This window comes from Stenotrophomonas sp. CC22-02 (assembly GCF_004365115.1).
GTDB classification, from domain to species: Bacteria; Pseudomonadota; Gammaproteobacteria; order Xanthomonadales; family Xanthomonadaceae; genus Stenotrophomonas; species Stenotrophomonas forensis.
This window is the reverse complement of record NZ_SOCO01000001.1, coordinates 1,809,819-1,834,790: the sequence shown is the minus strand read 5'-3', so window position 1 is coordinate 1,834,790 and position 24,972 is coordinate 1,809,819. Positions and strand designations below refer to the sequence as shown.

The 24,972-nt window shown below is 67.7% G+C and carries 23 protein-coding genes; 8 read left to right on the top strand and 15 right to left on the bottom strand.

Annotated features, from left to right (window positions below):
• Positions 1 to 3 precede the first annotated feature (3 nt).
• The 4 genes from N440_RS08490 to N440_RS08475 form a co-directional block, all read right to left on the bottom strand.
• On the bottom strand, positions 4 to 708 hold the full coding sequence (locus N440_RS08490; RefSeq protein WP_006446620.1) for a C39 family peptidase: 705 nt from the start codon (positions 706 to 708) through the stop codon (positions 4 to 6).
• Positions 709 to 806: 98 nt separating this feature from the next.
• Positions 807 to 2,123: an adhesin gene (locus tag N440_RS08485; RefSeq protein ID WP_133934738.1), complete on the bottom strand. Its 1,317-nt coding sequence runs from the start codon at positions 2,121 to 2,123 to the stop codon at positions 807 to 809.
• A gap of 42 nt (positions 2,124 to 2,165) precedes the next feature.
• Entirely contained in the window at positions 2,166 to 2,783 is a 618-nt protein-coding gene (locus N440_RS08480; protein WP_133934737.1) for a hypothetical protein, read from the bottom strand.
• Positions 2,780 to 3,310, bottom strand: coding sequence for a hypothetical protein (locus tag N440_RS08475; RefSeq protein WP_133934736.1), 531 nt, complete (start codon positions 3,308 to 3,310; stop codon positions 2,780 to 2,782). Before N440_RS08475 ends, N440_RS08480 begins: the two co-directional genes overlap by 4 nt.
• Before the next feature lie 395 nt (positions 3,311 to 3,705).
• Between N440_RS08475 and N440_RS08470 the strand changes: the two genes are divergently transcribed.
• The 4 genes from N440_RS08470 (at position 3,706) to N440_RS08455 (ending at position 6,254) form a co-directional block, all read left to right on the top strand.
• Positions 3,706 to 5,061 (top strand): sigma-54 dependent transcriptional regulator, encoded by a 1,356-nt coding sequence (locus tag N440_RS08470; RefSeq protein WP_133934735.1) that lies wholly within the window; start codon positions 3,706 to 3,708, stop codon positions 5,059 to 5,061.
• A gap of 68 nt (positions 5,062 to 5,129) precedes the next feature.
• Positions 5,130 to 5,591, top strand: coding sequence for a helix-turn-helix transcriptional regulator (locus N440_RS08465; protein ID WP_133934734.1), 462 nt, complete (start codon positions 5,130 to 5,132; stop codon positions 5,589 to 5,591).
• A gap of 10 nt (positions 5,592 to 5,601) precedes the next feature.
• Positions 5,602 to 6,027, top strand: a complete 426-nt coding sequence (locus tag N440_RS08460) for a VOC family protein (protein WP_133934733.1) — start codon at positions 5,602 to 5,604, stop codon at positions 6,025 to 6,027.
• Positions 6,024 to 6,254 carry a hypothetical protein gene (locus tag N440_RS08455; protein WP_133934732.1) on the top strand — a complete coding sequence of 77 codons (231 nt, stop codon included), beginning with the start codon at positions 6,024 to 6,026 and terminating at the stop codon, positions 6,252 to 6,254. Before N440_RS08460 ends, N440_RS08455 begins: the two co-directional genes overlap by 4 nt.
• 7 nt (positions 6,255 to 6,261) lie before the next feature.
• On the opposite strand, the gene N440_RS08450 is transcribed toward N440_RS08455, so the two are convergent.
• The 9 genes from N440_RS08450 to N440_RS08410 form a co-directional block, all read right to left on the bottom strand.
• On the bottom strand, positions 6,262 to 6,948 hold the full coding sequence (locus tag N440_RS08450; RefSeq protein WP_133934731.1) for an HAD family phosphatase: 687 nt from the start codon (positions 6,946 to 6,948) through the stop codon (positions 6,262 to 6,264).
• Positions 6,949 to 7,002: 54 nt separating this feature from the next.
• Positions 7,003 to 8,247, bottom strand: a complete 1,245-nt coding sequence (locus N440_RS08445) for a TolC family protein (RefSeq protein ID WP_133934730.1) — start codon at positions 8,245 to 8,247, stop codon at positions 7,003 to 7,005.
• Complete coding sequence (locus tag N440_RS08440) at positions 8,244 to 8,549, bottom strand: DUF3240 family protein (RefSeq protein WP_133934729.1); 306 nt, start codon at positions 8,547 to 8,549, stop codon at positions 8,244 to 8,246. The genes N440_RS08445 and N440_RS08440 overlap by 4 nt, the downstream gene beginning before the upstream one ends.
• On the bottom strand, positions 8,546 to 11,629 hold the full coding sequence (locus tag N440_RS08435) for a CusA/CzcA family heavy metal efflux RND transporter (protein ID WP_133934728.1): 3,084 nt from the start codon (positions 11,627 to 11,629) through the stop codon (positions 8,546 to 8,548). The genes N440_RS08440 and N440_RS08435 overlap by 4 nt, the downstream gene beginning before the upstream one ends.
• Before the next feature lie 3 nt (positions 11,630 to 11,632).
• A complete protein-coding gene (locus tag N440_RS08430; protein WP_243831308.1) occupies positions 11,633 to 12,742 on the bottom strand; it encodes an efflux RND transporter periplasmic adaptor subunit in 1,110 nt (369 codons plus the stop codon).
• A gap of 120 nt (positions 12,743 to 12,862) precedes the next feature.
• Entirely contained in the window at positions 12,863 to 14,257 is a 1,395-nt protein-coding gene (locus tag N440_RS08425; RefSeq protein ID WP_133934726.1) for a histidine kinase dimerization/phospho-acceptor domain-containing protein, read from the bottom strand.
• Positions 14,254 to 14,919, bottom strand: coding sequence for a response regulator transcription factor (locus N440_RS08420; RefSeq protein ID WP_133934725.1), 666 nt, complete (start codon positions 14,917 to 14,919; stop codon positions 14,254 to 14,256). The genes N440_RS08425 and N440_RS08420 overlap by 4 nt, the downstream gene beginning before the upstream one ends.
• A gap of 84 nt (positions 14,920 to 15,003) precedes the next feature.
• The gene (locus N440_RS08415) at positions 15,004 to 15,744 is read right to left on the bottom strand and encodes a DNA/RNA non-specific endonuclease (protein ID WP_133934724.1); all 741 of its coding nucleotides are present in this window, start codon (positions 15,742 to 15,744) and stop codon (positions 15,004 to 15,006) included.
• A gap of 290 nt (positions 15,745 to 16,034) precedes the next feature.
• Positions 16,035 to 17,339, bottom strand: a complete 1,305-nt coding sequence (locus N440_RS08410; protein WP_133934723.1) for a hypothetical protein — start codon at positions 17,337 to 17,339, stop codon at positions 16,035 to 16,037.
• A gap of 152 nt (positions 17,340 to 17,491) precedes the next feature.
• On the opposite strand from N440_RS08410, the gene N440_RS08405 reads away from it, so the two are divergent.
• The 3 genes from N440_RS08405 (at position 17,492) to N440_RS08395 (ending at position 20,944) form a co-directional block, all read left to right on the top strand.
• Positions 17,492 to 19,066, top strand: a complete 1,575-nt coding sequence (locus tag N440_RS08405; RefSeq protein WP_133934722.1) for an alpha/beta fold hydrolase — start codon at positions 17,492 to 17,494, stop codon at positions 19,064 to 19,066.
• 25 nt (positions 19,067 to 19,091) lie between these two features.
• A complete protein-coding gene (locus tag N440_RS08400; protein WP_133934721.1) occupies positions 19,092 to 20,579 on the top strand; it encodes a S41 family peptidase in 1,488 nt (495 codons plus the stop codon).
• 101 nt (positions 20,580 to 20,680) lie between these two features.
• On the top strand, positions 20,681 to 20,944 hold the full coding sequence (locus N440_RS08395; protein ID WP_166671547.1) for a hypothetical protein: 264 nt from the start codon (positions 20,681 to 20,683) through the stop codon (positions 20,942 to 20,944).
• On the opposite strand, the gene N440_RS08390 is transcribed toward N440_RS08395, so the two are convergent.
• Positions 20,945 to 21,874 carry a DUF6708 domain-containing protein gene (locus N440_RS08390; RefSeq protein ID WP_133934719.1) on the bottom strand — a complete coding sequence of 310 codons (930 nt, stop codon included), beginning with the start codon at positions 21,872 to 21,874 and terminating at the stop codon, positions 20,945 to 20,947. It lies immediately after the preceding gene.
• 147 nt (positions 21,875 to 22,021) lie between these two features.
• Between N440_RS08390 and N440_RS08385 the strand changes: the two genes are divergently transcribed.
• Positions 22,022 to 23,269, top strand: a complete 1,248-nt coding sequence (locus tag N440_RS08385; RefSeq protein ID WP_133934718.1) for a hypothetical protein — start codon at positions 22,022 to 22,024, stop codon at positions 23,267 to 23,269.
• A 45-nt stretch (positions 23,270 to 23,314) separates the two neighbouring features.
• Here the strand turns inward: N440_RS08385 and N440_RS08380 are convergent, their stop codons facing one another.
• Positions 23,315 to 24,949 (bottom strand): fatty acid--CoA ligase, encoded by a 1,635-nt coding sequence (locus tag N440_RS08380; protein ID WP_133934717.1) that lies wholly within the window; start codon positions 24,947 to 24,949, stop codon positions 23,315 to 23,317.
• Positions 24,950 to 24,972: the final 23 nt, after the last annotated feature.

Below are 24,972 nucleotides of genomic sequence, written 5' to 3'. Positions count from 1 at the left end.
CCTTCAGAACAGGTCGGCATGGCTGAAGCCGAAGTCGACCAGCTCGGCATCGGTGATCGGTCCCTGCCGCGCGTAGAGCGCGCGGGCACTGGGCCGTTCGCTGGGTTGCAGCAGCACCGTGTTGCGGTCGAAATCACTGCCGATCACCACGAACACGGCGCGTGACGGCCAGGCGGCAAGAAAGTCCGGCAGTGCCAGGCTGCGGTTTCCGAGAATCGGATCGGCCACTTCGACGATGCCTTCGCGCACCTGCTTGAGCACCACGAAATGGCGGAAGCCGCGCACGTCCATCAGCACCAGCCCTGGCACGCGCAGGGTGCGCAGGCGGGCTTCGTCGATGCGGTAGCCGCGCCCGCGCATGCCCAGTGATTCCACGTAGCGCTTGATGTCCAGCAGCGAAAAGCCGCGCTCGGCCACCAGTGCCGGATCTGAAACCCCCATCATTCCCTGGATCACCGTCGCCTCGTCGGTGTCCAGGTGGTAGGCATGGCGCAGGATGGTGGCCAGTGCGGCCGCGCCACAGCTGTAATCGGTGTGCTGGCGCACCACGTTGCGGTAGCGCCGCTCCTGCATGCTCTCCACTTTCTGCTGCAGCAGGGCGCCATTGGGCAGTACCCCGCTGAAGCGCACCTCGCCCGCCCACGCGGGGTTGATGCCCAGCAGCAACAGGCACGCCAGCAGCCAGGTTGAAGGTCGGCAGCGGAACATCGCGTTCTCCGGCAGCAGGGGGGAGCCCCTGTTCCAAGGGGGAGGAGGAACAGGGGCTCCCGGAACCCGGTCATTGGCGGATGGCCGGGGTGTTGCGCTTACTCGCCGCTGCCAGCACCGCCGCCGGTGCTGGGCTGGGCGACTGCCAGGGCCAGGCTGTTGGCCTGCAGGTTGCCGGTGCCCGATGCCACGTTCACGCCGATGTTGCCGGAGGCGCCGGAGAAGGCACTGCCCGACAACGCCGAGGTGTTGGTGGCATCGACGTTCACCCAGCGCGTGGTGCTGACCGTGCCACTGAGGCTGGCATACAGATCGGCCACGCCCAGCTCGACGAACTGGCTGGTGCCGCTCTCACGCGTGTCGAAGCCGAGGCCGCCCACCCCCGGCCGGTTGGGGTTCATCGTGGCGTTCTGGATCTCGTTGTCCAGGTCGATGTGGCCGGTGCTGTTGCCACCCGGATGCGGCAGTGCGCCGTTCCATGTATCCAGGTAGTAGTTGGCCATCTGGTAGGCATTGCCGGTGCCGCGATAGGTGCCGGCGCCGTAGCCCAGGGTCAGGCCACTGACGCTGCCGCGCATGCCCACCTGTACGGTGTCGGTGTAGGACTGCACGAAGCCGGCGTTGCTGACGGTGTTGCCGGTGGAGACCTGGTTGGAGCTGATGCTGGATTGGGCAACGGCCGTGGTCGCCACCGAGGCGGCCAGCGCGTTCTTCTGCTCGTTGTTGTTGCCCGACGCGATGTTCACGCCGATGTTGCCCGAGGCACCGCCGAAGGCATTGCCGCCAAGCGTGGCCGCATTGGTGACGCCGGCGTTCTGGGTGACGTTGCCGAACCCGGCCTGGTTGACGAACACTTCGGCGTCGGCCATGCCGAAGCTGAAGGACGCATCCGCCGCCGACAGCGATGCGGCATTGTCCTGCGCGTTGTTGTCGCCGGACACCACGTTGAAGCCGAGGTTGCCCGACGCGCCTGCGCCTACGCTGTCGCCGATCGAGGCGCGGTTGGTGACCAGGCTGTTGCTGGTGGCGTTGTTGCTGATCGACTGGCGGTTGTCGATCACCGCGATGGCCGCCGAATCGAGGTCGATGTCGCCGGTGATGGTCGGATCACCGGAGAAATTGACGTCGGTGCTCAGGCGCAGGTCTTTTTCCAGGTTCACGTCGACGCCGTGATTGTTCTTTTCCTTGCGTTCGTCGGCCTGGATGGTGCTGTGCTTCTGCACATTGACGTTGACGGTGCGGTTGCGTACGTCGTTGTCGGTGTGATTGTGGGTGTCGTTGCGGGTTTCGCTGACGGTGTGGTTGTGGTTGATGTTCGCGTTGGCGTTCTGGTTGTCCCAGCCATTGGCCGCAGCGGCGGTCGAGGCAGTGGCAATCGCCATGGCGAGCATGGTCCGTTTGACGGTCGCTTTCATGGTGCCCTCTCTCTCATCGGATGGTGCATCGGTGGGTGGTTGTCACGGGCGGTCCTGCACGACCAGGCCCAGTACGTTGGCCGTGTCGTTGCCGCTGCCCGCGATCTGATTGAGTTGCAGGACCCCGTCGAATCCCCGCAGTGCGGTGCTGGCTACACCGGCGCTGCGGGTTCCCGTCGCAGCGCCGCGATCGACGCCGTCCCGCCCCCCTGCCAACGCGGAACCTTCGGCGGCCAGGGCCGTGTCGTCGGTTTCGCGTATGCCCTGTCGGGCCAGCGTCGCGCTGACGACGTTGAGCGTCGAGTTGGCGCTGCCGCTGGCCTGGTTGATCGAAGCAATGCCGCTGGCGCCTGCCAGCGCCTCACCGCCGATGTGCGCGGCGGCATGCAGCGGTGCGGACAGCACCCGGTTGCCGTTCTGCAGCTGTTGCGCGCTGATGGCCACATTGGCGCGTTCAGCGCGGGCGATGCCGCGCAGATTGGCCTGCAGATTGAAATCGCCTGCCGCCTGGTTCACCGCGATGGCGCCGCTGGCACCGGCCAGTGCGCGGCCCTCGATGCGGGTCAGGTCCAGGTAGGCGAGCATGCCGCTGTAGTCGTCGGCCGATGCGGACAGCGGCGCGGCAATCACCGCCAGCAGCGTCCAGGCCAGGGCCTTCATTTGCCACCTGCCGGGGCGGTGCCCTGCAGCGGGAACTGGCCCAGTGCGCCGCGCACCGTATCGGCGATGCCACGGGTGCTGTTGCCGACCGCGCCCAGCGGGCCACTCATTGCGCCGCCAAGACTGCTGCCGACCATGCCGTCGCCGTTGCGGCCCAGCGTGCCGCCCAGCGCCTGCTGGGTAACGCGTTCAACGGTGGTGCCGCCCGCTGCCGCCGGGGGCGTGCTATGGCCTGCACCCATCCCCGCGTAGTCGGCATCGCTGAGTTCATCCATTCCGGAAGCCGGGTCACCGCTTCCGAGCGCCGCGGCGATCTCGCGCTGCGGCTTCGGATCGGCGATCAGCGCGATGCCCGGTGGCGCCATGCGGTAGGCCGGCCGGGCCGCGACATCGCGCAACAGGACTATTTCGCCCGGTTGTGCCTTCACCCCCTGGCGGGCACCGGACGCGCCTGCAGCCGTGGCGACGGCCAGCAGGGCAAGGGCCAGCGATGCAGCCAGGCCACGAATCTGGGCGGTACCGTCCATGCCGATCTCCCGCGATGGGTGCGGCGGAACCACGCATCAACCGTGCCAACTGCCAAAGGCTGGTGCGGCAGCCGATGCCGGCGGTGTGGTGGGGTGGGGTGCTGCCGGGGCGTTACAGCGGCGTCGGGAAATTGTTGGGATTGCGCAACCCGCAGGCGCCACAGGGCAAGGGGACGGGCGACTGTCGCATTGTTGTTACAGGTGCCGTCGCGGACTGCAACGGTGCCGCTTCAGCCGGTGATTTCTTGACGCGCTGCTCATTGCGCCGCTGTTTAGCGCGGCGCTAGGATCCGCCCAACAAAGGCCGCCGAGGTGGCCGTGGAAGTCCCGGCGGAGGGCGGCACGCCGGCGATCGACTGACAGCCCGCCGACGGTGTCCGGATGCTGGGGGAAGCATGGCGGCGGTCCCGGAAGCTTCAAGCTCGCGCTGTGTGCTGTGGTTTGGCCAGCCGCTGCCGAACGAGCGCAGCGCGCTCGCGGCCGCAGGCTGGTACGTGCGCAGCATTCAACCTGACCCTGCCATGGCGATCGGGCTGCGTGGCCGTGATCGATTGCTGGCCGTGCTCGATCTTCGCCACCTGGACGCAGCGGCGCTGCAGCTGCTCGCGCCCTGGATCGAACAGCACCTGCATCTGCCCTGGCTGGCGGTGCTGCCGCCAGGCGCAGGCGCCACACCGTCGGCATGGTTGCCCGTGCTGCAGCACTGCCCTGCGCGGTTCACCCTGCCATTCGGCCTGCAGGACCTGGTCTGCGCGATGCGCCGCCAGTTCGAGGCGGATGATCCCCCCAGCGACGAGGCCTGCGCAGGGCAGGGGCCGCGCGCATTGATCGGCGAAAGCCCGGCGCTGCATGCGGTGCGCACGGTACTGCACAAGTTCGCGCCGGTGGAGCTGCCGGTGCTGGTCACCGGCGAAACCGGCACCGGCAAGGAGCTGGCCGCGCACGCGCTGCATGCGCTGTCCGGGCGCGCCGGCAAGCCGTTCATCGCAGTGAACTGTGGTGCGATTCCGGCCAACCTGGTGCAGTCGGAACTGTTCGGGCACGAGCGCGGTTCCTTTACCGGCGCCGACAAGCGCCAGATCGGCGTGTTCGAATCCGCCCACGGCGGCACCGTGTTCCTGGATGAAGTGGGCGATCTGCCCGCCGAGGCGCAGACCAGCCTGCTGCGGGTGTTGCAGGAGGGGACGTTCGAGCGTGTCGGCAGCAGCCAGTCGCTGCGTGCCGATGTCCGCGTACTGGCCGCGACCCACGTGGAACTGGAACAGGCCGTGGCGCAGGGGCGGTTCCGCAGCGATCTCTATTACCGGCTCAACGTGCTGCGCCTGCTGATGCCGCCGCTGCGCGAGCGCGGTACCGATGTGTTGCTGCTGGCCGAGCACTTCCTGCGTTGCTTCCGGCGGCGCCACACGGTGCGCGCACGCGGCTTCTCGCCCACAGCGAGCCAGGCGATGCGGCGCTTTGGCTGGCCCGGCAATGTGCGTGAACTGCTCAACCGCGTGCAGCGGGCGGCGATCATGGCCGAGGGCGAGCTGATCAGCGAGCGTGACCTTGAACTGGGCGAACCGGCAGAGGTACTGCCCAGCGCGATGCTGCATGATGCGCGCGGCCAGGCCGAACGCGATGTGCTGCTGCAGACGCTGCGCCACACCGGCTACAACGTGTCCGAGTGCGCGCGGCAGATGCAGATCTCGCGGGTGACGGTGTACCGGCTGTGCCGCAAGCACCGGCTGGAGCTGCCGGCGCAGCGTTGAGCCGGGTTGACGGCGCCGCCCGTACCACCCAGTCTGCGGCCAACGACCGCCGCCCTTGCCCTGTGCGAATGAACCAGAGCCCCGAACTACTGCGCCGCCTGCTGCGCGCCAAGGACCGGATGGACCGGGCCAGCCATGAAGACTGGCCGGTTGCCCGCCTGGCCGAGGTCAGCGCGGTTTCCCCCGCGCACTTCGCGCGCTCGTTCAAGCAGGCCTTCGGCCTGCCACCGCACCGCTACCTGCTCAGCCGGCGCATCGAACGGGCGGTGGCGCTGCTGCGCGACACCGAGCTGGCGATCACCGAGATCGCGGCGCAGACGGGCTGGACCAGCCTGGGCACCTTCGGCCGGATCTTCCGCGACATCACCGGCGACAGCCCGGGCAATGTGCGTGACCGCGAGCGCGCCGGGCACGCCGTGGCGGGGAGTGTGCCCGAATGCCATGCGCGAGCGGCGCAGCGGCCTGATCTCAACATGGCAGTTTTGGAGAAGCGCCGCCGCCAGGCCGTTGCTAACGTGGACCGCACCTGAGGGAGGTCCCATGACGAATACCGTGAACACGGTCGGCCTGTATGTACGCGACCAGGATGAAGCACTCGAGTTCTACGTCGGCACGCTCGGTTTCGAGGTGCACACCGACGTGCGCAATGGCGGCTACCGTTGGTTGACGGTGCGCAGCCCCGGCCAGGACGGTTTCCAGCTTGGCCTGTTCGTTCCCGGTCCGCCGACCCATGACGCGGCGACGGCGCTGGCGCTGCAGCAGCTGGTGGCCAAGGGGGCGATGCCACCGCTGGTACTGGCGGTGGATGACTGCCAGGCGCGCTATGCGCAATGGCAGGCAAACGGGGTGGAGTTCACCCAGGCGCCGGTCGAGCGCTTCGGCGCCATCGACGCCGGATTCCGTGATCCGTCCGGGAACGGCTGGAAGATGATTGAAGCCCGCTCTGAAGCGAGGCGTCGTCAATGAGTCGCGGTGGTTGGGCGCGGCCGGTGCACCGCTGGACCTCGATCGTGTTCACCCTGGCGGTGATCGCCAACTTCGTGGCGCGCGCGATGGGGCAGGGTGAACCTTCGGCGTGGATCACCTACTCACCGCTACCCCCGTTGTTCCTGCAGCTGTTCACCGGCCTGTACCTGTTCGCGCTGCATTACGCGGTAATGCGCCGCAGCGCCTCGCTGGGCGCTGCGGGCTGAGCGTGGATCAGGCGACCGCGTAGCCGGCAAGCAGGGCCGGCAGGTCTTCCATGCGCTGGAAGATGACCTGGGCGCCGGCCGCACGCAGCGCCTCCGGCGTGCTGTGGTGGGGGCCACCTTCGCTGAAGCCGAACACGGTGGCGCCGGCCGCCACGCCCGCGGTGGCGCCGGTCACGGTGTCTTCGATCACCGCGCAGCGCTTCGGGTCCACGCCCAGCGCGGCGGCGGCCGCCAGGTAGACGTCCGGGTGCGGCTTGGTGTTCGGCATGTCCTGGCCGCTGTAGACGTGGTCGCCGAAGGCATCGAGGATGCCGACCTTACCCAGCTGCAGCTGCACCTTGTGCAGGTCGGCACCGGAGGCACAGGCGATCCGGCCGCCGGTGGCCGCCGCGATCGCACGCACCGCGTCCGGCGCCCCCTGGATGGCCTGCAGGTCACGCTCCAGCGCGATGTTGCGCTGCAGGCGGAATTCCTCCAGCCATTCCTCGGTGAACGGCTTGCCGGTGCGTTCCTCGATCAGGCCGGCCAGATGGGCCACCGACTGGCCGAGGAAGACTTCACCCGCCTGCGCCGGGGTCAGCGCCCAGCCACGCTCGGTGAGCATCTCGGAGAGCACGCGGGCCACCAGCGGCTCGGAATCGACCAGAACGCCGTCACAATCGAACAGCACGGCATCGAAGGGGTAGGGGGACATCAACACTTCCTGGGGAACGACAAGCCCCCATTATCGCCCGCTACCCCCTGCCGGTCACGGCTGCAGGACGTCGCTCCACAGCTGGCCCGCCTGCAGCTGCAGCATCCGGGCTGCGGTGGCGGCGTGGGTACGTGCCTGTTGTTCCGCCAGTTCGCGGTCGAGCAGGGCGCGTTCGGCCAGCAGGTACTGGCCCATGCCCAGTTCGCCCAGCTCCCAGGCGCGGCGGCTGCGCTCGGCCGCGGAACGATGCGCGGCCAGCGCATCGCGCTCGGCCTTCCAACGGTCCTGCAACGCCTGCCCCTGGTGCAGTGCGTCCCAGACCTGCAGCTGGGCGTCGCGCTCCACGTCCTGCGCCTGCGCATGCAGCGCGGCCTCGCGGGCGGATTCCTGCTGTGCCTGCGCACGCCGGTAGCCGCCACTGAACGGCACGCTGATCACCACGCCAACGGCGTTCTCGGGATCGCGCCCCTCGCGCAGCCAGCGCACACCGACCGTCGGATCGGGGCGGCGATTGGCGCGTGCGCGCTCGGCCAGCAGCGACTGTTCGGCGGCCCTGCCGTGGGCCACCGCCCGTGCTGTACTGCGCTCCAGCAGCTGTGCCGACAGCGCTGCGGTGTCCAGCGGAAGCCGTTGCGGTTCGGCCACCGGCGGCGCGCGCTCGGGCACCGGCAGTTGTGGAAAGCGCAGGTGCAGCCGCTGCCGTGCCTGTGCCGCGGCCGACTGCGCACCGATCAGGCGCGCCTTGGCCGAGGCCAGATCGGCGTCGATCAGGTCCAGGTCCAACGTGGACAGGGCGCCCTTGTCGTGCATCTGGCGTGCCGCGTTGCGCTCACGGGCGAGCAGCTGTTGCTGTGCCGAGGTCAGCTGCAGGACCTGCTCCGCGTCCAGCCATTGCATCCAGCTCTCCAGCAGCAGTTCGCCCAGCGCCAGCTGCGCGCCGTGCTGCGTGCGGTCGGCCACCTCGCGCATCTGGGTGGCGATCTGGCGGTCCAGCCGGGCTTTGCCGGGTAGGCGGACAGTGCGGCCGAACTGGGCCTCCCACTCGTTGAAGCGACCTTCAGCGTCGCTGCGTCGCTGCTGCGGGATGACGCTGGCTTCGAATTCGTACGGCCCGCGTTGCACGGCCTCGGCACCGTAGCCGCTCGCCTCATGCTCGGCGCGCGCGGCCAGCAGTTGTGGATGCCCCTGCAGGGCCACCCGCACGATCTCGGGCGATGGAAGGTCGTCGCCGGCGGCGTGGACGTGGAACCCGGGCAGTGCCAGTGCGACGGCCAACAGCGCTGGGCGGAGCAGCTTCATGCCAGCCTCCCCATGCCCAGCACCGGCTCGGTCCACCAGCGTGCATCGCCGGAGGCGACGTCCTTGCGCAGTGCCATCAGCAGTTCGCCCACGCGCGCGGAGGGCAGCACCATCCACAGCACCCGCCGCTGCACCCGCCCACGCACCTGTTCGGGCACCTGCGCGCTGCTGAAGTCGCTGGTGTGGCCTTCGGCGTGCAGCAGGGTGAAGCCGGGCATGCCGGGTGCGGCGATCAGGCATTCGGTGATGGCGTCTTCCAGCACGGGCGGGAACACCAGGTTGAATCGAACCAGTTCAGTCATGGGGATACCTCACGCGCCACCGCCGGTTGGCCGTAGCGCTGGTAGAGCAGGGGAAGCAGCAGCAGGGTGAGCGCAGTGGACGTAACCAGTCCACCGATCACCACAATCGCCAGCGGACGCTGGATCTCCGAGCCAGGGCCGGTGGCCAGCAGCAGTGGCACCAGGCCGAATGCAGCAATGGTGGCGGTCATCATCACCGGGCGCAGGCGGCGCAAGGCACCTTCGCGCACCACGTAGTCCATCGAATGGCCCAGTGCATGCAGCTGGTTGAAGCAGGACACCAGCACCAGGCCGTTGAGTACCGCGATGCCGAGCAGGGCGATGAAGCCGACCGATGCCGGTACCGACAGGTACTGCCCGGACAGCCACAGCGCCAGCACGCCGCCGACCATCGCGAACGGCACGTTGCCAAGGATCAGCGCCGCCTGCCGGACCGAGCCGAAGGTCATGAACAGCACCACGAAGATCAGCGCGATTGCCGCCGGCACCACCACGCCGAGACGGGCGGCGGCACGCTGCTGGTTTTCGAACTGCCCGCCCCATTCCATGCTGTAGCCGGGTGGCAGCGGCACGTCGCGCGCAACCGCCGCGCGTGCTTCTTCGACGAAACCGACCAGATCGCGGCCGTTGACATTGGCCTGCAGCAGCACATAGCGCGACCCGGACTCACGGCGCACCATCACCGGGCCGCTGGTCTGCGCAACGCTGGCCAGCGCGGTCAACGGAATACTGCCCAGGTCCGGCGTGGCCAACGACTGCAGGCCGAAGCGCTGCACCGAGCCACGCACCTCGCCATCACCGCGTACCAACAGCGGAATGCGCCGGTCCGGCTCGATGATCTGTCCCGCCGACACGCCTTCCACCTGGGCGCGCAGCTCGTCCTGCACGTCGGTGACGGCGAGCCCGGCACGGCCGGCCGCCAAGGGGTCGACAGTCACCTGCAGATAGGCCACGTCATCGGCGGCCTGGGTCAGCACGTCCTCAGCACCGGACACCGCCTCCACCGTGGCCTGGGTGCGCTGCGCCAACGATGCGAGCACTTCCAGGTCCGGACCGAAGATCTTGATCGCCAGATCGCCACGACTGCCGGTCAGCATCTCCGCCACGCGCATTTCGATGGGCTGGGTGAAGCCGTACTCGACCCCGGGGAAGGCCTGCATCACCGTGCGCACTTCGCCGATCAACCATTCCTTGTCGGCGACGCGCCAGCGGTCGCGCGGCGCCAGCTCGATGAACAGGTCGCTCTCGTTCAGGCCCATCGGATCAAGCCCCAGCTCGTCCGAACCGACGCGCGTGACCACGTGGCGGATCTCCGGAATGCCGGCGATCAGGGCGCGTTCGATCGCACCGTCGATGGCCTGCGAGCGCTCCAGGTTGATCGAAGCCGGCTTCTGCACCTGCAGCAGCAGGTCACCTTCGTCCATCGACGGCATGAAGGTCTTGCCGGTGACCAGATAGGCCGCCGCGCCCAGCAGCAGCGCAAGTGCAGCGGCAGCATAGGCCAGCGCCGGCCGCCGCAGCACGGCCCCCAGCAGCGGCGTGTAGCCGCGCAGGATCTGCCGCATCAACCACGGCTCGTGATGCGCCTGCTCCTTCAGCAGCAGCGAGGACAGCACCGGTACCAGGGTCAGCGACAGCAACAGCGAGGATGCCAGTGCGAACACGATGGTCGCCGCCACCGGTGCGAACATCTTGCCCTCCAGGCCTTCCAGGGTCAGCAGCGGCATGAAGGTCAGGCAGATGATGAAGATGCCCGCGGCCACAGGTGTGGCCACCTCACGGGTCGCCACGAACACGCGGTGCAGGCGCGGCAGGCGTGCGCCAGGGCCTTCCGGGTCCAGCCGGCTGACCACGTTCTCCACCACCACCACCGCCGCATCCACCAGGATGCCGATGGCGATGGCCAGGCCCCCCAGGCTCATCAGGTTGGCGCTCATGCCGGTCAGGCGCATCAGCAGGAACGTGCCCAGTGCAGCGAACGGCAGCATCAACGCCACCACCAGCGCCGGGCGCAGGCCACCGAGGAAGGCCAGCAACAGCACCACGACCAGCACCGTGGCCTCCAGCAGCGCGTTCTGCACCGTGCTCACCGCGCGGGTAATCAACGAACTGCGGTCATAGAACGGCACGATGCGCACGCCCGGCGGCAGGCTTGAGCCCAGCGAATCGAGCTTGGCGCGGATATCGCGTACCAGCGCCGAGGCATCGGCGCCACGCAGGGCCACCACGATGCCCTGGACCGCTTCGCCCTTGCCGTCGCGCGATACCGCGCCATAGCGGGTGCGCGCCTCGGCGCGTACCGAGGCGACGTCGCTGATCCGCACCGGTGGCAGGCCCGGCTTGACCACCACGGCAGCGACGTCATCGAGCGTGCGCAACGCGCCTTCGATACGCACGATCAACGCTTCTTCGCCCGCGTCGAGGCGCCCAGCACCATCATTGCGGTTGTTGCGTTCCAGCGCCTCCACCAGATCACGGAAGTCCAGGCCGGCCGAGGCCAGCCGGGCCCGGTCCGGCACCACCACCACGCTGTGCGCATAGCCGCCCAGCACGTTGACGTCGGCGACGCCCGCCAGCGTGCGCAGCGCCGGGCGCAGCGTCCAGTCCATCAGCGAGCGCTTCTCGGCCAGGTCCAGGCCACCGCCTTCAAGGGTGAACATGTACACGTCGGACAGCGGCGTGGAGATCGGTGCGAGGCCACCGTTGACGTCGGGCGGCAGATCCGCGGCGACGTTGCCGAAGCGCTCGGCCACCTGCTGGCGTGCCCAGTAGATGTCGGTGCCTTCGGCGAAATCGATGGTGATGTCGGCAATCGCGTACTTGGCGGTAGAACGCAGCAGTGTGCCGCGCGGCACGCCCAGCAGCTCCATCTCCAGAGGCGTGATCACACGCGCTTCGACTTCCTCCGGCGTCATGCCGGGCGCCTTCAGGATCAGCTTGACCTGGGTTGGCGAGATGTCCGGATAGGCATCGATCGGCAGCTTCAGAAAGGCCATCGCCCCGGCCACCGCGATCGCGGCCGACAGCAACAGCACCAGCACCCGCTGCCGCAGCGAGAATTCAATCAATCGCGAGAGCATGGCTTACTCCCCCTGCGACGCGGCGGCCGGCACCATCGCCTTCAGCAGGGCGGTACCGCGGCTGACCACCGATTGCCCGGGCTGAAGCCCGGCGGCCTGGATCACGGCATGCTCGCCGTCACTGCCCAGCACGCGCTGCACCTCGACTGCGTCGATGCGCCCAGCGTCGATGCGATAGACCCTGTGACTGGCGCCAGCCGGCAGCACGGCCGAGCCCGGCACGCGCAGGCTGCCCTGCGGCGCCGGCACCTGCAGCGTCACTGCGAACTGCTGGCCGGCCACCACGCCGCCGGGCGACGCCAGCCGCGCGCGTACGCGCAGGCTCTGCGTGGCCGCATCAGTATCGGCACCGATGGCCTGCACCACCGCGTCTTCGCCGCTGGCCAAGTGCAGCGTCTGGCCCAGGGCAATCTCCGTGCGGTACTGCACCGGCAGGTTGAAACGCACATCCAGCGGCCCCGGACGGGCGATCAGGAACGCCGATGCAAGCGCGTCCACGGCCTGGCCGGTGTCGACGTCACGGCGCAGGACCTGGCCGGACATCGGCGCGGTCACGATGTATTCGCCGGGCATGCCGTCCTGGGCCATGCGCAGGTGCGCCATTGCGCCCTCGGCCTGTTGCAGTACGCCCTGTGCCGCCGCGGCGCGGGCGCGCGACTGTTCGTCGCGTGCGGCCGGCACCACGCCCGCCGCCAGCAGCTCACGGTCGCGGCGGGCCTGGCTGGCCGCCGCCAATGCATCGCTGCGTGCGCTGATCAGCGCGGCCTGCGCGGCCAGCGCCTCGCGGCTCTGGATGCTGGCCAGGGCCTGCCCGCGCTCGACCATCGCACCTTCATCAACCAGCAGGCGGGTGACCACACCGGCATACGGCACGACCACGCGCGCACTGGCGTCCAGAGGCGCGCTGGCCTCGGCCGCCAGCCCCGGCAGTGGATAGGTGTCGGCCGCGACCACTGCCTGACTGGCAATACCCTGCGCGGCCATCTGTTCAGCGGTGAGCACCAGTGGGCCGTTCGCCACGCTGGCAGCCGCTGTCGGCGGCGTGGTGGGCGTCGGCCACAGCCAGACGACCAGTACTGCGATCAACAGCAGGGGAACGGCAACCAGCAGCATGCGCCGCACCAGCAGAGGCCGGCCGGTCGCGGGAGAGGGGGAGGAGGGCATCGAAGCGGGTCCTGTGGAGCAACCCGGGCACGGTGCCAGCCGAACCTTTGGAAACGCTTTGGCAGGCCGCTACAGCGGCGCGAACGGTCCCAGCAGCACGTGCAGCCGAGCGTGGCGCACGTCGAACAACAACTGCACGCCGTGGGCCTGGGCCAGGCCCAGCGACAAGGCCAGGCCGAGCCCGGCGTGGCGCGCAGTGCCGCCCTGCGGGTCACGGCGCCAGAAGCGCTGTCCGAAGTGCTGCAGATCGTCCTTGCGCAGCATCTTGGCCGGGTTGCTGATGCGCACCCAGAGCCCATCAGCGGCGGTCTCGACAGCGCATTCGATGTCGCCTGTGCCGGTCGCATATTCCAGCGCGTTGGCCAGGAGATTGGCGAAGATGCGCTCCAGGATCGCGACATCGGCGGTGACCCAGCGAGCGCCCGCGGTGCCGAGCACGATGGCGCGCGCGTCGCTGGACGGCGTGCGTTGGGCGGCACGCACTGCCTGCGTCAGCAGGTCCTGCAGGTCAAGCGGATCACTCAGTGGCACGTCCTGCCCGGATTCCAGCCGGGCCAGCTGCAGCAACGCGTCCACGCTGCGCTGCATCCGCAGTGTCGCGTCCACGGTGCCCCGCAAGGCCTGCTGCGCCTGATCCGGCGCCTGGGCTGCCAGCGCCGACTCGGCACTGCTGCGGATTTCCGCCAGCGGGGTGCGCAGCTCATGTGCGACGTTGGAGGCAAAGCGGCGTTCGCGGTCGACCGCCTGGTACAGGCGCTGCACGCCGGTATTGAAGGCCTTCGCGAATGGGGCCAGCTCGGCCGGGAACTGCGCGCCGATGGGCTGCAGCGGCTCGTTCACGTCCAGTCGAGAGACCTGTGCGGAGGCGCGGTGCAGGAACGCGAATGCACGCCGGACGCGGCCGATCGCCATCAGCGAAACCAGCGCGGAAATCAGCAGAGTGGCGAACAGCAGCGCGCTGTGGATACGGGTTTCGGCCTTGTCCCAACCTTCGCGATCGTTGGCCACCACCAGCGTGGCTTCGCGCGCGCGGCCATCGGCGAATACCTGCACGGGTATTGCCACCGCGCGGCCGTGGCGGCCATCGGGCAGCGCCGCGTCGTAGAAACGTGGCTGGCGCGTTGCGGCCCCGGAGTAGGGCAGTGAGCGCCCCGCATTGCGCGTCGATTGGCGCAGCAAGCGGCCATCAGTGGCGTACAGGCTGAAGAACTCCACGTCCAGGTCGATGCTGCCGGCGTCGCTGCCGTGGCTGCCATCGCGCTGCCGTGCCATCGTCAGCGGCAGCAGGCCCTGCAGGGTCCGCGCGCGCTCCAGCAGCACGCGATCCAGGTGTGCATGCACTTCGCGGTCGACCCAGTAGTCCATGGTGAAGAACAGCGCACCGACCGCGGCGCCGATCGCCAACAGGGTGCTCAGCACCACGCTGCGGTAGATCGAGCCAGTGCCGCGCGTGCCCGCGCTCATGCGATGCAGTAGCCGAAGCCGCGGCGGGTCTCGATCAGGCCCGCTGCGCCGGCGCGCTCAAGCTTGGTCCGCAGGGTGCTGACAATCACCTCCACCACCTTGTCCGAGGCCTCGCTCTGGGTGTCGTACAGGCGTTCGAAGATCATCTGCCGCGACATCACACGGCCGCGATTGCGCAGCAGCAGCTCCAGCAGGCCATACTCCTTCGGTGTCAGTGACAGCGGCTGGCCGTCCACCAGCACCGAGCGGGTCCGCGGGTCCAGCAGCAACGGACCGATCTGCAGCTGCGCCGGCAGGGTCTGCGACGGCCGCCGGAACAGCGCCCGCACCCGCGCCATCAGTTCATCGCGGAAAAAGGGCTTGACCAGATAGTCATCGGCGCCGGCGTCGAGCGCCTGGATGCGGTCGGACACGTGGTCGCGCGCCGACAGCACCAGCACCGGGGCGCCACCGCCGTGCGCCCGGTAGCGTTGCAGCACCGTCACCCCATCCACGCGCGGTAGCATCAGGTCCAGCACCACCGCATCGTAGTCGTAGGCCAGCAGGTAGCCCAGGGCGGCGTCACCGTCCCGGGCCAGGTCGCAGACATGTCCCTCGGCCTGGAAATCGCGGCTGAGCGTCTGCGAAAGCACGTCGGAGTCTTCAACCAGGAGCAGGCGCATGCTGGGGCGGGGCGGTGGGGGGCTACGATTCTAGCGATACTTTGGCCACACGGCCGGCCCTACCCGCGCATGCGCTGCACCGTATCAGCTCAGGTCGCAGCCCGCCGGCTGCGGCCAGGTGGTGGCCGGCAGCATGTTCTTCAGCGAGGCCGGCGCATTGATGGCCACGTAGCTGGCACCCAGCAGCTCTTCCAGGTCGGCGATGGTGACCAGGTAGCTGTCCAGGCTGCCGAGGTTGGCTTCATTGGGGATGATCCAGCTGATCGCCTTGGCGGTGCCGGTGTTCGGGTCGCGGGTGATGATCGTCTTCCAGAAGAATTCCGGCGTCGGGATGCCGTGGCTGGACAGGAAGTAGTCGTTGGACGCATCGCCGTAGACCACGCCGCCGTAGACGTCCACCGGCGCGATATCGCGGTAGCACTCGGCCACGTTCTCGGCCTTCACCCATATGCCCTGGTTGAAGCTGGACACCTGCGGCACGATGTTGGTCATGTAGTTGGCGCGGCGGATGTAGGTCGCGTTGTAGTCCATGTGGTTGGAGGTCACCAGGTGGCCGCGGTCATAGCCGGACCGGATGCTGGCATACGAGGCGGTGCTGGTCTGGCCGAGGCAGCCGGCCGGCAGGTCCGGGTCCTTGTAGAAGCTGGACGGACGCGCGGCGGAGCCGGTGTCGGCGGTGAGCGTGTACTCGTAGCGGGTGGCGCTGTGGATGCTGCAGTCGTAGGTCAGCACGAAGCCGCCCTTGTTGAGGGTGACGACCTGGGCCTGGGCGGCGCCGGCGAAGGCGCTGAGGACGAACGCGAAGAAGAAGCTTGCAAGACGCATTGTGGTGCTCCAGCAGAAGATTCAGGGCGCAGCCGTCCGCCACGACCAGGCCGTTGCCAGGTCGGGGAAGGAGGGTGCGGAGAGGGGTGCTGCGGACTGCGGTGGAACGTGACCGCGATGACAGGGCCGCAGAGGCCGTGCGGTGTCGTAAGCGTCACAAGCGGTCGTCTTTCGGTCAATGACGAAACGACGGAGCTGTGACAGCGCGCAAGCACTGGAGATGTGTCAGATGGAGCCGGGCATGACTGAAACGCAGGCGTGCTAGGGCGTCGCGATGCCTGTGGCTGTCGTCAGGGGTTCGCCTGCAACAGGTAATCACCCTTGCGTGTTCCCGGCACCAGCGACCACCCCGGCTTCAGCGCCAACGACCATCCCGGACCCCGTAGCGGCAGGTCTGCGTTTGCAGGTGCCTGTACGAACACGGCCTTCCAGTCGCCCTGCATCAACGCGCCGTCAGAGACGTCCAGGCTGCCCCAGGTGTCGGTCAGCCGCATCGTTGGATACACCGTGCCGTGGCCCTGCAACGGTTGCATCGCGTTGGGATTGAACTGGATGCGCATGCTGTGCAGATCCAATCGCACCACCGGGCCTGTCACGAAGCGCGCACGGTTGTGTTCCAGCTGCGCAAGGCGATGTTGTTCGCGCAGCGTTTCGGCTTCGTGCAGTAACGGCCCGTCGTAACGCGCGGCAGCAGCGCGCAGCGCGGTCGCATCCACCTGCATGGGGATGCGTGCCGCTTCTGCCAGGTGCCTACCGAGATCCCGAGCGTTGCCGGCCAGATCGCGGCGCCAGCCAGGTGCGGCCTGGTCCAGCAGCAGGCCATACGCCGGGCCGGTGGCATAGGCGAAAGAGCGGACGAAGCTGCGATCGTCAACGTGTACGCGAAGGTCATGCAGCGCCGCCTGGATCCGTGCCGACGGCGTTGGATTGCCGACGAACACACCGGTGTACTCGGCCAGGCCCTCGTTCAATTCCAGCGCCGCTTCTTCCTGCGCGGCCGCAGGGAAATGGCGGTATCGCTCGGCGCGGAATGCCAGCGCATCCGTCATCGCGCTGCGCAGTGCCACCGCATCGGTGGCTTCGAGTGCGTGCGCAAGTGCGCGCCATTCCAGCTGCAGCCAGTAGCGCCCTTCAAGCGTGTCCAGGTGGTCGTTTCCGCCCTCGCTCGGCGCGATGATGGGCAACGCCGGTTGCAGGCGATGGAACATTTCGTGTGCTAGCAGCGTACTGCGACGGGACGCGTCCTGCGGCAAAGGCCAGAGCAGCTGGGTCCAGCGTGTACCCGACCAGTCCACGGCGGTGTTGGCGAGGATTGCATCCGCCGGAAGCTGGCCTTCGAATACGTTGCCACGTTCTTTCAGTGCGCCATGTGCGTCTGCATGCGAGGCGATGACCTGCCGGCGCTTTGGATCAACCAGCATCATCGGCCCGCACAGGGATTGCCCCCATAGCCGGCCCCGGTCTCCATCGCAGAGCTGTTCGGCGTGCTGGAAGACCCTGTGCGCCGCCGCGTCGGATAGTTCCTGTTCGCTGGCCATCGCGGTACGCAGGGGACATAGCGCCAGGGCGGCAGTAAGGACGAGGTGTGGCCTCATGACGTCGATCCATCCTTGGGATTCAGCGCTTCTAGCATCGATCCAAAGGGTGGGCAATGCAGCAAACGTCATGCTGCGTCGCAAGGTGCCAGCCACCATTCGCACTGGTACGGTCCGAGCCGTTGCACCACCACCGACGGGGAGAGACGACGATGCGCAAGGTTCTGCTGCTGTTGCTCCTGCTGACCGGGTTGGCCCCCAGCGCCTGGGCGGCCACGGTCAAGACCACCCACCGGACCATTCCCAGCTGGGATGGAACGCCTCTCGGGGCCTTCGTCATCGAACCGCAGGATGCGGGCAGCGGCCGGTATCCGCTGCTGGTGATGCCCAGCAGCTGGGCCGTGCCCAGCGTCGAGTACGTGGGCGTGGCGCAGGCGCTGGCACGGCGTGGCTATGTGGTCATCAGCTACAGCTCGCGTGGCTTCTGGGAATCCGGCGGCAGCATCGACATCGCCGGGCCGGCCACGGTCGAGGATGTCAGCGCCCTGATCGACTGGGCGCTGGACAACACCCGCGCCGATCCGGCCCGCATCGGCGTTTCGGGCATCTCCTACGGCGCCGGTACCAGCCTGCTGGCGGCGGCACGCGATCCCCGCATCAAGGCGGTGGCCGCGCTCAGCGGCTGGGCCGATCTGCAGGCCTCGCTGTACAGCAACGACACCCCCAGCGCGCAGGGGATCGCCCTGCTGGTGGCGGCCGGATTGGCGACCGGGCGGCCCGGTACGGAGCTGGCCACCATCAACCGCAATGTGCTGGTCGGCAATTACCAGGGCGCAGTGGACTCGCTGCTGCCGGTGGCGGCCCAGCGCAGCCCTGCGGCCAGCATTGACGAGATCAACGCCAACCAGCCGGCGGTGTTCCTGGCCAATGCGTTCAACGACAGCCTGTTCCCGCCGGGGCAGCTGGTGGACTTCTTCAACCGGCTGAAGGGCCCCAAGCAGCTGCAGCTGCGCCACGGCGACCATGCGCTCAACGAAGCGTTCGGGGCACTGGGCATTCCCAACGAGGTCTACGACCAGGTGGGTGACTGGTTCGATCACTACCTGAAGGCGGTGGCCAATGGCATCGACCGCCAACCGGCAGTGCAGCTGAAGTCACAGAAGGGCAGCTGGAGCCGCTATCCGGACTGGAAGGCGACCAGCGATGGCGCCGTCAGCTACGGGCTGACCGCACCCTCGGGCCTGCTGCTGCCGACCGGCGGCCTGGCCGAGAAGGGCGGCACGACCGGCTGGAACTACCGCATCGGCAGCGGGCTGCTGACCGCGGCCAACTCCGGCGTGGCGATGGCCTCCGGCGCGCTGCAGATGATCAACCTGCCGCCGGGTGCCTACGTGCCGTTTGTCGGGCGTACTGCTGCCGGGGTCTGGCAGGGGCCGGTGCAGTGGAGCGCGCGACGCCTGGACGGCGCGCCGGAAGTGCGCCTGACCGTCACCCCCAGCCGTGCCAACACCACGCTGTATGCCTACCTGTACGCCGAGGATGTGCTGGGCAATGGCCAGCTGATCAGCCACAAGCCGTACACGCTGCGTGGCGCCACGCCAGGGCAACCGAAGACGCTCGACCTGCGACTGGAAGCGAGCAGCTGGAACCTGCCGGCCGGCAGCCGACTGACTCTGGTGGTCGACACGGTGGACCTGCGCTACGCCGGCATCAGCCAGCTGGGAGGAACAGTGACCTTCAGCTCGCCGGCCAACGCGCCTTCGGTACTGAAGGTACCGTTGCATTGAAACGGGCCAGGGCAGGGATGGACCCATGACCATCGCGTGGCTGCTGCTGGCAGCGGGGCTCGTTGCGCCAGGCGCGGCAGGCGCAGCCACGGGTTGGCGAGGCACGCTGTTGACGGACCTGGCGGCTGCCGACGCGGCGATGCGCGGCAGTCATCCGGGCACGGTGGACCGGCAGAACCCGGGATTCGTCCTCCAGCTGCGGGATGCGCTGGCCGTTGCGCGGTCACGCGCGGACACGGTCGACAGCTTCGCCGGCTACTGGTGGGCCATGAAGGGTTACGCGGCCTCGTTCAATGATGGCCATGTCAGCCTCAATGCGCGTGCCGCTGCGCCGGAGCTGCCGACGCGGTGGCCGGGCTTCCTGACCGGCTTCGATGGCGACGCGCAGGTGGTGATGAGCGTGGACGATGGTCCAGGCCATCCGCCGTTGGGTGCACGCCTGCTGTCCTGTGACGGCGTCGATGCGGCGACGCTGGCCGCGCGCCGGGTGGGCGACTTCAGTGGGCGCTGGAACCTTCAGGCCAGCCGCATCCAGAGCGGTGGCGAAGTCCTGCTGGAGCAGGGCAACCCTTTCCTGCCCACGCCGCGCAGCTGCGTGTTCCGCACCGATGGACGCGAAAGCACCTACGCGTTGCAGTGGGCGCCACTCGATCCTGCGCAGCGCACGCAGCGGCTGGCCGATACCCGCCGCAGTTTCCGGCCGGCCAACGGCTGGCATGCCCTACCCGGGGGCGGCTACTGGATCACCACCAGCAGCTTCAATGCCGATCCGGCCGCGCAGAATTTCAAGGAACTGACAGCGTTGCTTGAAGCGCTTGCACGGGTGCCCGAACCGCTGCAACAGGCACCGCGGGTGGTGCTGGACGTGCGTGGCAACACCGGCGGCGCGTCGCAGTGGAGCATCGAGCTGGCGCGATTGATCTGGGGGCATGCCGCAGTCGACGCGCTGCCGGATCACAGCTGGGTGGAATGGCGGACGTCGGATGCCAACATCGCGCAGCTGCGCGGCTTCCTGCAGAAGCTGGAACAGGCGCCGGATGCATCGCCGGAACTGGTTCGCATGCTGGAAACCGTGACAGCGGGAATGGCGCAGGCTCGAGGGCGAGGTGAGGCGCTGTGGCGTGAGCCGTCGGAGGCCAAGGCGAGTACGGTATCGGCGCCGGCGCCCGCCGCACCCGTGCGCGCGGGCAGGGTGGTGATCGTGGCCGACGCCGCCTGTGGCTCGGCCTGCCTGGATGCGCTGGACCTGTGGAAGCGCCTGGGTGCGGTGCAGGTGGGTGTCGAGACCTCGGCCGACAGCCTGTACATGGATGTGAGGCCGGACATGCTGCCCAGCGGGCTGGCCCGGATCTCGGTACCGATGAAGGTGTTCCGTGGGCGGCTGCGCGGCTCGAACCAGCCTCACGCACCGGATCGCCGTTATGGCGGCGACATGCGGGATACGCCGGCGCTGGAAGCGTGGGTACTTTCGCTGCAGCAGCACAGTGGTACCGGGCCAGCGGGCCCTCCATAGGAGACCACCGTTTGAACACTCCAGGCCCTGATCCTGCAACCACGCCCTCCCAGGGCAGGGCGCTGCGTCGCTGGATGCTGACACTCGCCGCGTTGTTCGGCGTGGCCCTGCTGATCTACCTGGTCAGCGCCCTCCTGCCACTGGCCAGGCCCGGTGGGATATATGGCGGAATGGGGGTGATGATGATGCTGCCGATCCTGTTGGCGTGCGCGGCATTGGCGGGACTGCTGGGCAGCTCGGTGGTTGCGGCGATTGCATGGTGGGCCGGGGTGCGCCGGATCGGGTTCGTTCTGGTGATGCTGATTGCTGCGTGCCTCAGTGCAGTCAGCTTCATTGCGGGCTACGACTCGCCACTGGTCAGGTGATCAGCGCAGGTCCGGCGGATTCATCGACGCATCGCGCACATGGGCATCGCCGGGCTCAGGTTGCAATCGCGCTTCGGTGTCCGGCGGGAACATGGGAATCCTGCTGGTCCGCATCACCGCCCAGCGCATCATTGCGTGCAGGTGGTTGAACGGCAGCATGGTCAACCACATCACCGCGGGCATCTGCGCGTCGGCGGCGAAGATGCGTTCCTTGCAGAATGCAAGGCTCTCGCGCTTGCCGTCCACCGGCATGCAGTACTGCACCGCATCCAGCACCGCCGACGGCCCTTCCTCCATGTAGCGCCGCAGGAATTCCCAGTGCGCATGCGCATTTTCGATGCGGGAGGTGGCGATGCAGAAGGCGAATGTTTCCCTGACCGTCGCGCCGTCCGCGTCCAGGATCAGGCCGCGGACATCCCAGTTGCGCCCGCCGAAGGTTCCGGTTCCGCGACCCAGGGTGAAATAGATCTGGTCCCATCCCGCGCTGAGGATCGTCCCGTCCAACCGGAACACATGAACCTGGCGATGCTTGCGGTCGAGCACGATGGGGTAGTAGGTCCAGCGGAACAGTTCGCGGCACGCTACCCACGCACTTGCTGCAGTGAACGCCGCAAGCATCGCCATGCTGATGAACACGGCTGCCCAGAGGCCATTCTCGTTGGGCAGCTTCTCCACGACCAGCATCCACAGCAGCATCGACATGCCGCCAAATCCGAACGCCACGCCTATCGCACCCAGCAGGGCGAGAAAGCCGCGCGGGCCGTACCACCGATCGACTGAGACCAGGCAGTTCGAGTTGATCTTCACGACGCAGAGCTGGGCCAGCAGAGGCACGTCAAGACGCGTCTTCTGCCGCAGCCGATGCTCTCGATCGAACGCGGCGAGGGGACGGTTGCTGGGAAACCCCGAGGTGAAGCCGGTGAAGTCCATGGTCGCTCCTTGCTGCGTGGATTCTAACCAGTTCATCAGCGCGGCCGGGAAGCAAAGCGCAGTCCTCATCCAGCGGCTTGCGTTGAAGGGCGTATCCCGGGAGACTCAGTGCGTTGGCGTTCCCGAATCGATAACAAGGATGCTGTCATGGCGCTTCAGCAGGAACTTCGCGACCTGATCAATCTGTCTCATGCGTTGGCCTGGAAGGGCGCGGGAGAATCGCCCAGCGCATCCAACGTTCCCGACGAGCCCGGGCTGGTTTCGGCGTTTCTCGACGAATCCATACAGAATCAGCTCGAAGCCAGCCTTCAGAGCGCGCTCGGCAGCAGCGCAAGCGTACAGGTCAACAGTATTTTCACCCACAAGACCCCATTGGTGACGCCTGAAGGCCGCAGTGCGGTGGAGATCGGTGATCTGCTGCTGGTGCGGCAGCACTTCGTAACGACAACCGACTCCGTCGAGGGGCGGGCGCTGCTCCTGCAGGCCAAGAGGAACAAGCATCCGGACAGCGGCGACATCTCGGAAGGCAAGCCGCAGATCCAGTATCTCCTGTACAAGGACTGGCCGCGTTTTCACGGTGATGGTCGCCTCGGCCACTGTCCGGACCCGACGCCGACGGGAGGCGTCGAGCAACCCTGGGACTTCAGTCTTTCCAATCCACTGGGCAGGTTTGGCCAGTATGTGGCCATCTTTGATGGCCAGGCCCACCCGCATCCGGCGGTATTGCCGCTTGCTGCGCCCACGGCGGCTTTTGATGCATCACGTTATCCGCCTGATGGCGGGAAGGGGACGCCGAGGACAACATGGGCATGCGGACAGGTCCAGCCGACCCCGCCGGTCACGAACATTGCCTGCAACGATGACTTTGCCGAGGTACTGGAGCAATTCTTCCTTGGCTTCGTGGGTGAACACTTCACCCCCGGCACGGTGAGTGGCGACGACCATTGGTCGCGCTTTGTAACCACCATGCTGGGGGCGGCCACGCAATCCAGCTACACATTCCTGTCCTCCCGCACGAACGTGCTGAAACCCACTTCGCGCGGTGCGAAGATAAGTACGCTTCTGGGTATCCAGCCCCTGCTCAAACTGGCGATCATGAAGGAGATTGATCGCCACTTTCGCAGTGCGGCGTTCACTGCATCGTTTGACTACGACCGCGAGCCGCACTTCTTCCGCCGGGCGACTGAGCGTTCGGAATTCGTCAATCATCTCGCCCACATCCGGCAGAGGCTGCGCCGGGACCTCGATATCGAGTATGGCGGGTGGCTGCCGCCGGACGATATGCCCGGGCCGGACAGGAGTGGGGGAGGTCATGTTCCGATCCTCTCGATCGCCAGCAGTGGACCGAAACCGCTTCTGCCTGAGCCAAGAGAGCCCCGCTTCCGGGGCGAATAGCATCGGTGCCGGTACGCCGGCGGGGCGCGCTCCGGCCCTGCCCGGTCAGGGTCGCCCCGGATCATGCATGCCCCGCAGCTTCTTCTTGTTGATCTTGCCCACGCTGGTGCGCTCGATGGACTGCACGAAAGTGACGCGTTCCGGAATCGCATAGCGTGAGATGTCGCCCGAGCGGCTGCGCGCGGCGACGAGTTCAATGATCTCTGCTTCCGTGACGTCGCTGCCGGCCTTCCTGACCACTAGCGGCAGCGGCCGCTCGCCCCATTTCGTATCTGCGATTCCGATAACCGCCACTTCGCTGACCGCCGGGTGCAGGGCGATGATGTCCTCCAGGGCAAGCGAGGAGATCCACTCGCCGCCAGTCTTGATTACATCCTTGATGCGGTCGGTCACGCGCAGGTAGCCGCCTCCGTCGATGTTGCCGATATCCCCGGTATGCAGGTAGCCGCCCGCCCACAGCGCCTCGGACGCTGCCGGATCGTGCAGGTAGCCTTCGGTCAGCCAGGGCGCGCGCACCACTACCTCGCCGGTGGCGATGCCGTCGTGGGCTACGTCGTTCATGTCCGGGTCGACGATGCGCAGCTCGACCAGCGGCACCGGTATGCCGGCCTTGGTGCGCAGCGAGAGAACCTCATCCGCATCGGTCACGGCCTTGGCATCGATCTGGGCGACGGTCAGCAGCGGGCAGGTCTCCGACATGCCATAGCCACCGAAGATGTCGATGCCGCGCGCCAGTGCCCGTTGCGCCAGTGCACGCGGCAGGGCCGCCCCACCGATGATCACCTTCCAGTGGGCCAGATCGGTGTCCGCCGCAGCGGGATGCTCCAGCAGCATGTGCAGGATGGTCGGTACGCAGTGCGAGAAGGTCACCTTCTCGCGCGCGATCAGTGCCAGCAGGTTGGCAGGCAGGTAGCGACCCGGGTACACCTGCTTGATGCCCAGCAGTGTGGCCACGTAGGGCAGGCCCCAGGCATGCACGTGGAACATGGGGGTAATCGGCATGTAGACATCACCGCGATGCAGGCGCCCCTGGGTGGCTGCACTGCCCAGCGCGGCCATGCCGGTCAGCGAATGCAGGACCAGTTGCCGGTGGCTGAAATGGACGCCCTTGGGCAGGCCGGTGGTTCCGGTGGTGTAGAACACCGTGGCACGGGTGTTCTCATCGAAGTCCGGGAACTGCGTGACTGCAGGGGCGGCGCGCAGGCCAGCCTCGTATTCGGCCACGAAACCCTCCGGCAAGGGGCCGACGGCATCCTCCAGCAGGATGCGCGTGCGCAGATCCGGCAGCTGCTCGTCGATGCCATCCAGTATCGGCAGGAACTCGCGATGGGCGAGGAGTACCCGCGCGCCACTGTGGTTGAGCGTGTAGGCAATCTGTTCGGGGGCCAGGCGCACGTTCACCATCATCAGCACCGCGCCGATCATCGGTACGGCGAAGTAGGCCTCCAGGTAGCGGTTGCTGTCCCAGTCCATCACCGCCACGGTATCGCCGTGCCTGACGCCGAGCGAGGTCAACAGCCCGGCCAGTTGGCCGATGCGTGCCTGCAGCGTCCGGTAGTCGAAGCGGACCGAATCGCCATAGACAATCTCCTGGTTTGGATTCACCGCCAGTGGCGTGTGCAGCAGCTGCTTGATCAGCAGCGGACAGGTAGGGGCGCCGGCAGCAGCGGAGAATGACATGAGGTGTCCTCGTGGGCGACGTA

Excerpts from the sequence above, each read along its gene's own strand:
- N440_RS08440 (WP_133934729.1), bottom strand. The coding sequence starts at position 8,549 with ATGACTGAACTGGTTCGATTCAACCTGGTGTTCCCGCCCGTGCTGGAA.
- N440_RS08380 (WP_133934717.1), bottom strand. The coding sequence starts at position 24,949 with ATGTCATTCTCCGCTGCTGCCGGCGCCCCTACCTGTCCGCTGCTGATC.
- N440_RS08480 (WP_133934737.1), bottom strand. The coding sequence starts at position 2,783 with ATGAAGGCCCTGGCCTGGACGCTGCTGGCGGTGATTGCCGCGCCGCTG.
- N440_RS08470 (WP_133934735.1), top strand. The coding sequence starts at position 3,706 with ATGGCGGCGGTCCCGGAAGCTTCAAGCTCGCGCTGTGTGCTGTGGTTT.
- N440_RS08415 (WP_133934724.1), bottom strand. The coding sequence starts at position 15,744 with ATGCGTCTTGCAAGCTTCTTCTTCGCGTTCGTCCTCAGCGCCTTCGCC.
- N440_RS08490 (WP_006446620.1), bottom strand. The coding sequence starts at position 708 with ATGTTCCGCTGCCGACCTTCAACCTGGCTGCTGGCGTGCCTGTTGCTG.
- N440_RS08460 (WP_133934733.1), top strand. The coding sequence starts at position 5,602 with ATGACGAATACCGTGAACACGGTCGGCCTGTATGTACGCGACCAGGAT.
- N440_RS08485 (WP_133934738.1), bottom strand. The coding sequence starts at position 2,123 with ATGAAAGCGACCGTCAAACGGACCATGCTCGCCATGGCGATTGCCACT.
- N440_RS08420 (WP_133934725.1), bottom strand. The coding sequence starts at position 14,919 with ATGCGCCTGCTCCTGGTTGAAGACTCCGACGTGCTTTCGCAGACGCTC.
- N440_RS08385 (WP_133934718.1), top strand. The coding sequence starts at position 22,022 with ATGGCGCTTCAGCAGGAACTTCGCGACCTGATCAATCTGTCTCATGCG.
- N440_RS08410 (WP_133934723.1), bottom strand. The coding sequence starts at position 17,339 with ATGAGGCCACACCTCGTCCTTACTGCCGCCCTGGCGCTATGTCCCCTG.
- N440_RS08405 (WP_133934722.1), top strand. The coding sequence starts at position 17,492 with ATGCGCAAGGTTCTGCTGCTGTTGCTCCTGCTGACCGGGTTGGCCCCC.
- N440_RS08450 (WP_133934731.1), bottom strand. The coding sequence starts at position 6,948 with ATGTCCCCCTACCCCTTCGATGCCGTGCTGTTCGATTGTGACGGCGTT.
- N440_RS08430 (WP_243831308.1), bottom strand. The coding sequence starts at position 12,742 with ATGCTGCTGGTTGCCGTTCCCCTGCTGTTGATCGCAGTACTGGTCGTC.
- N440_RS08400 (WP_133934721.1), top strand. The coding sequence starts at position 19,092 with ATGACCATCGCGTGGCTGCTGCTGGCAGCGGGGCTCGTTGCGCCAGGC.
- N440_RS08475 (WP_133934736.1), bottom strand. The coding sequence starts at position 3,310 with ATGGACGGTACCGCCCAGATTCGTGGCCTGGCTGCATCGCTGGCCCTT.
- N440_RS08455 (WP_133934732.1), top strand. The coding sequence starts at position 6,024 with ATGAGTCGCGGTGGTTGGGCGCGGCCGGTGCACCGCTGGACCTCGATC.
- N440_RS08465 (WP_133934734.1), top strand. The coding sequence starts at position 5,130 with ATGAACCAGAGCCCCGAACTACTGCGCCGCCTGCTGCGCGCCAAGGAC.
- N440_RS08445 (WP_133934730.1), bottom strand. The coding sequence starts at position 8,247 with ATGAAGCTGCTCCGCCCAGCGCTGTTGGCCGTCGCACTGGCACTGCCC.
- N440_RS08435 (WP_133934728.1), bottom strand. The coding sequence starts at position 11,629 with ATGCTCTCGCGATTGATTGAATTCTCGCTGCGGCAGCGGGTGCTGGTG.
- N440_RS08425 (WP_133934726.1), bottom strand. The coding sequence starts at position 14,257 with ATGAGCGCGGGCACGCGCGGCACTGGCTCGATCTACCGCAGCGTGGTG.
- N440_RS08390 (WP_133934719.1), bottom strand. The coding sequence starts at position 21,874 with ATGGACTTCACCGGCTTCACCTCGGGGTTTCCCAGCAACCGTCCCCTC.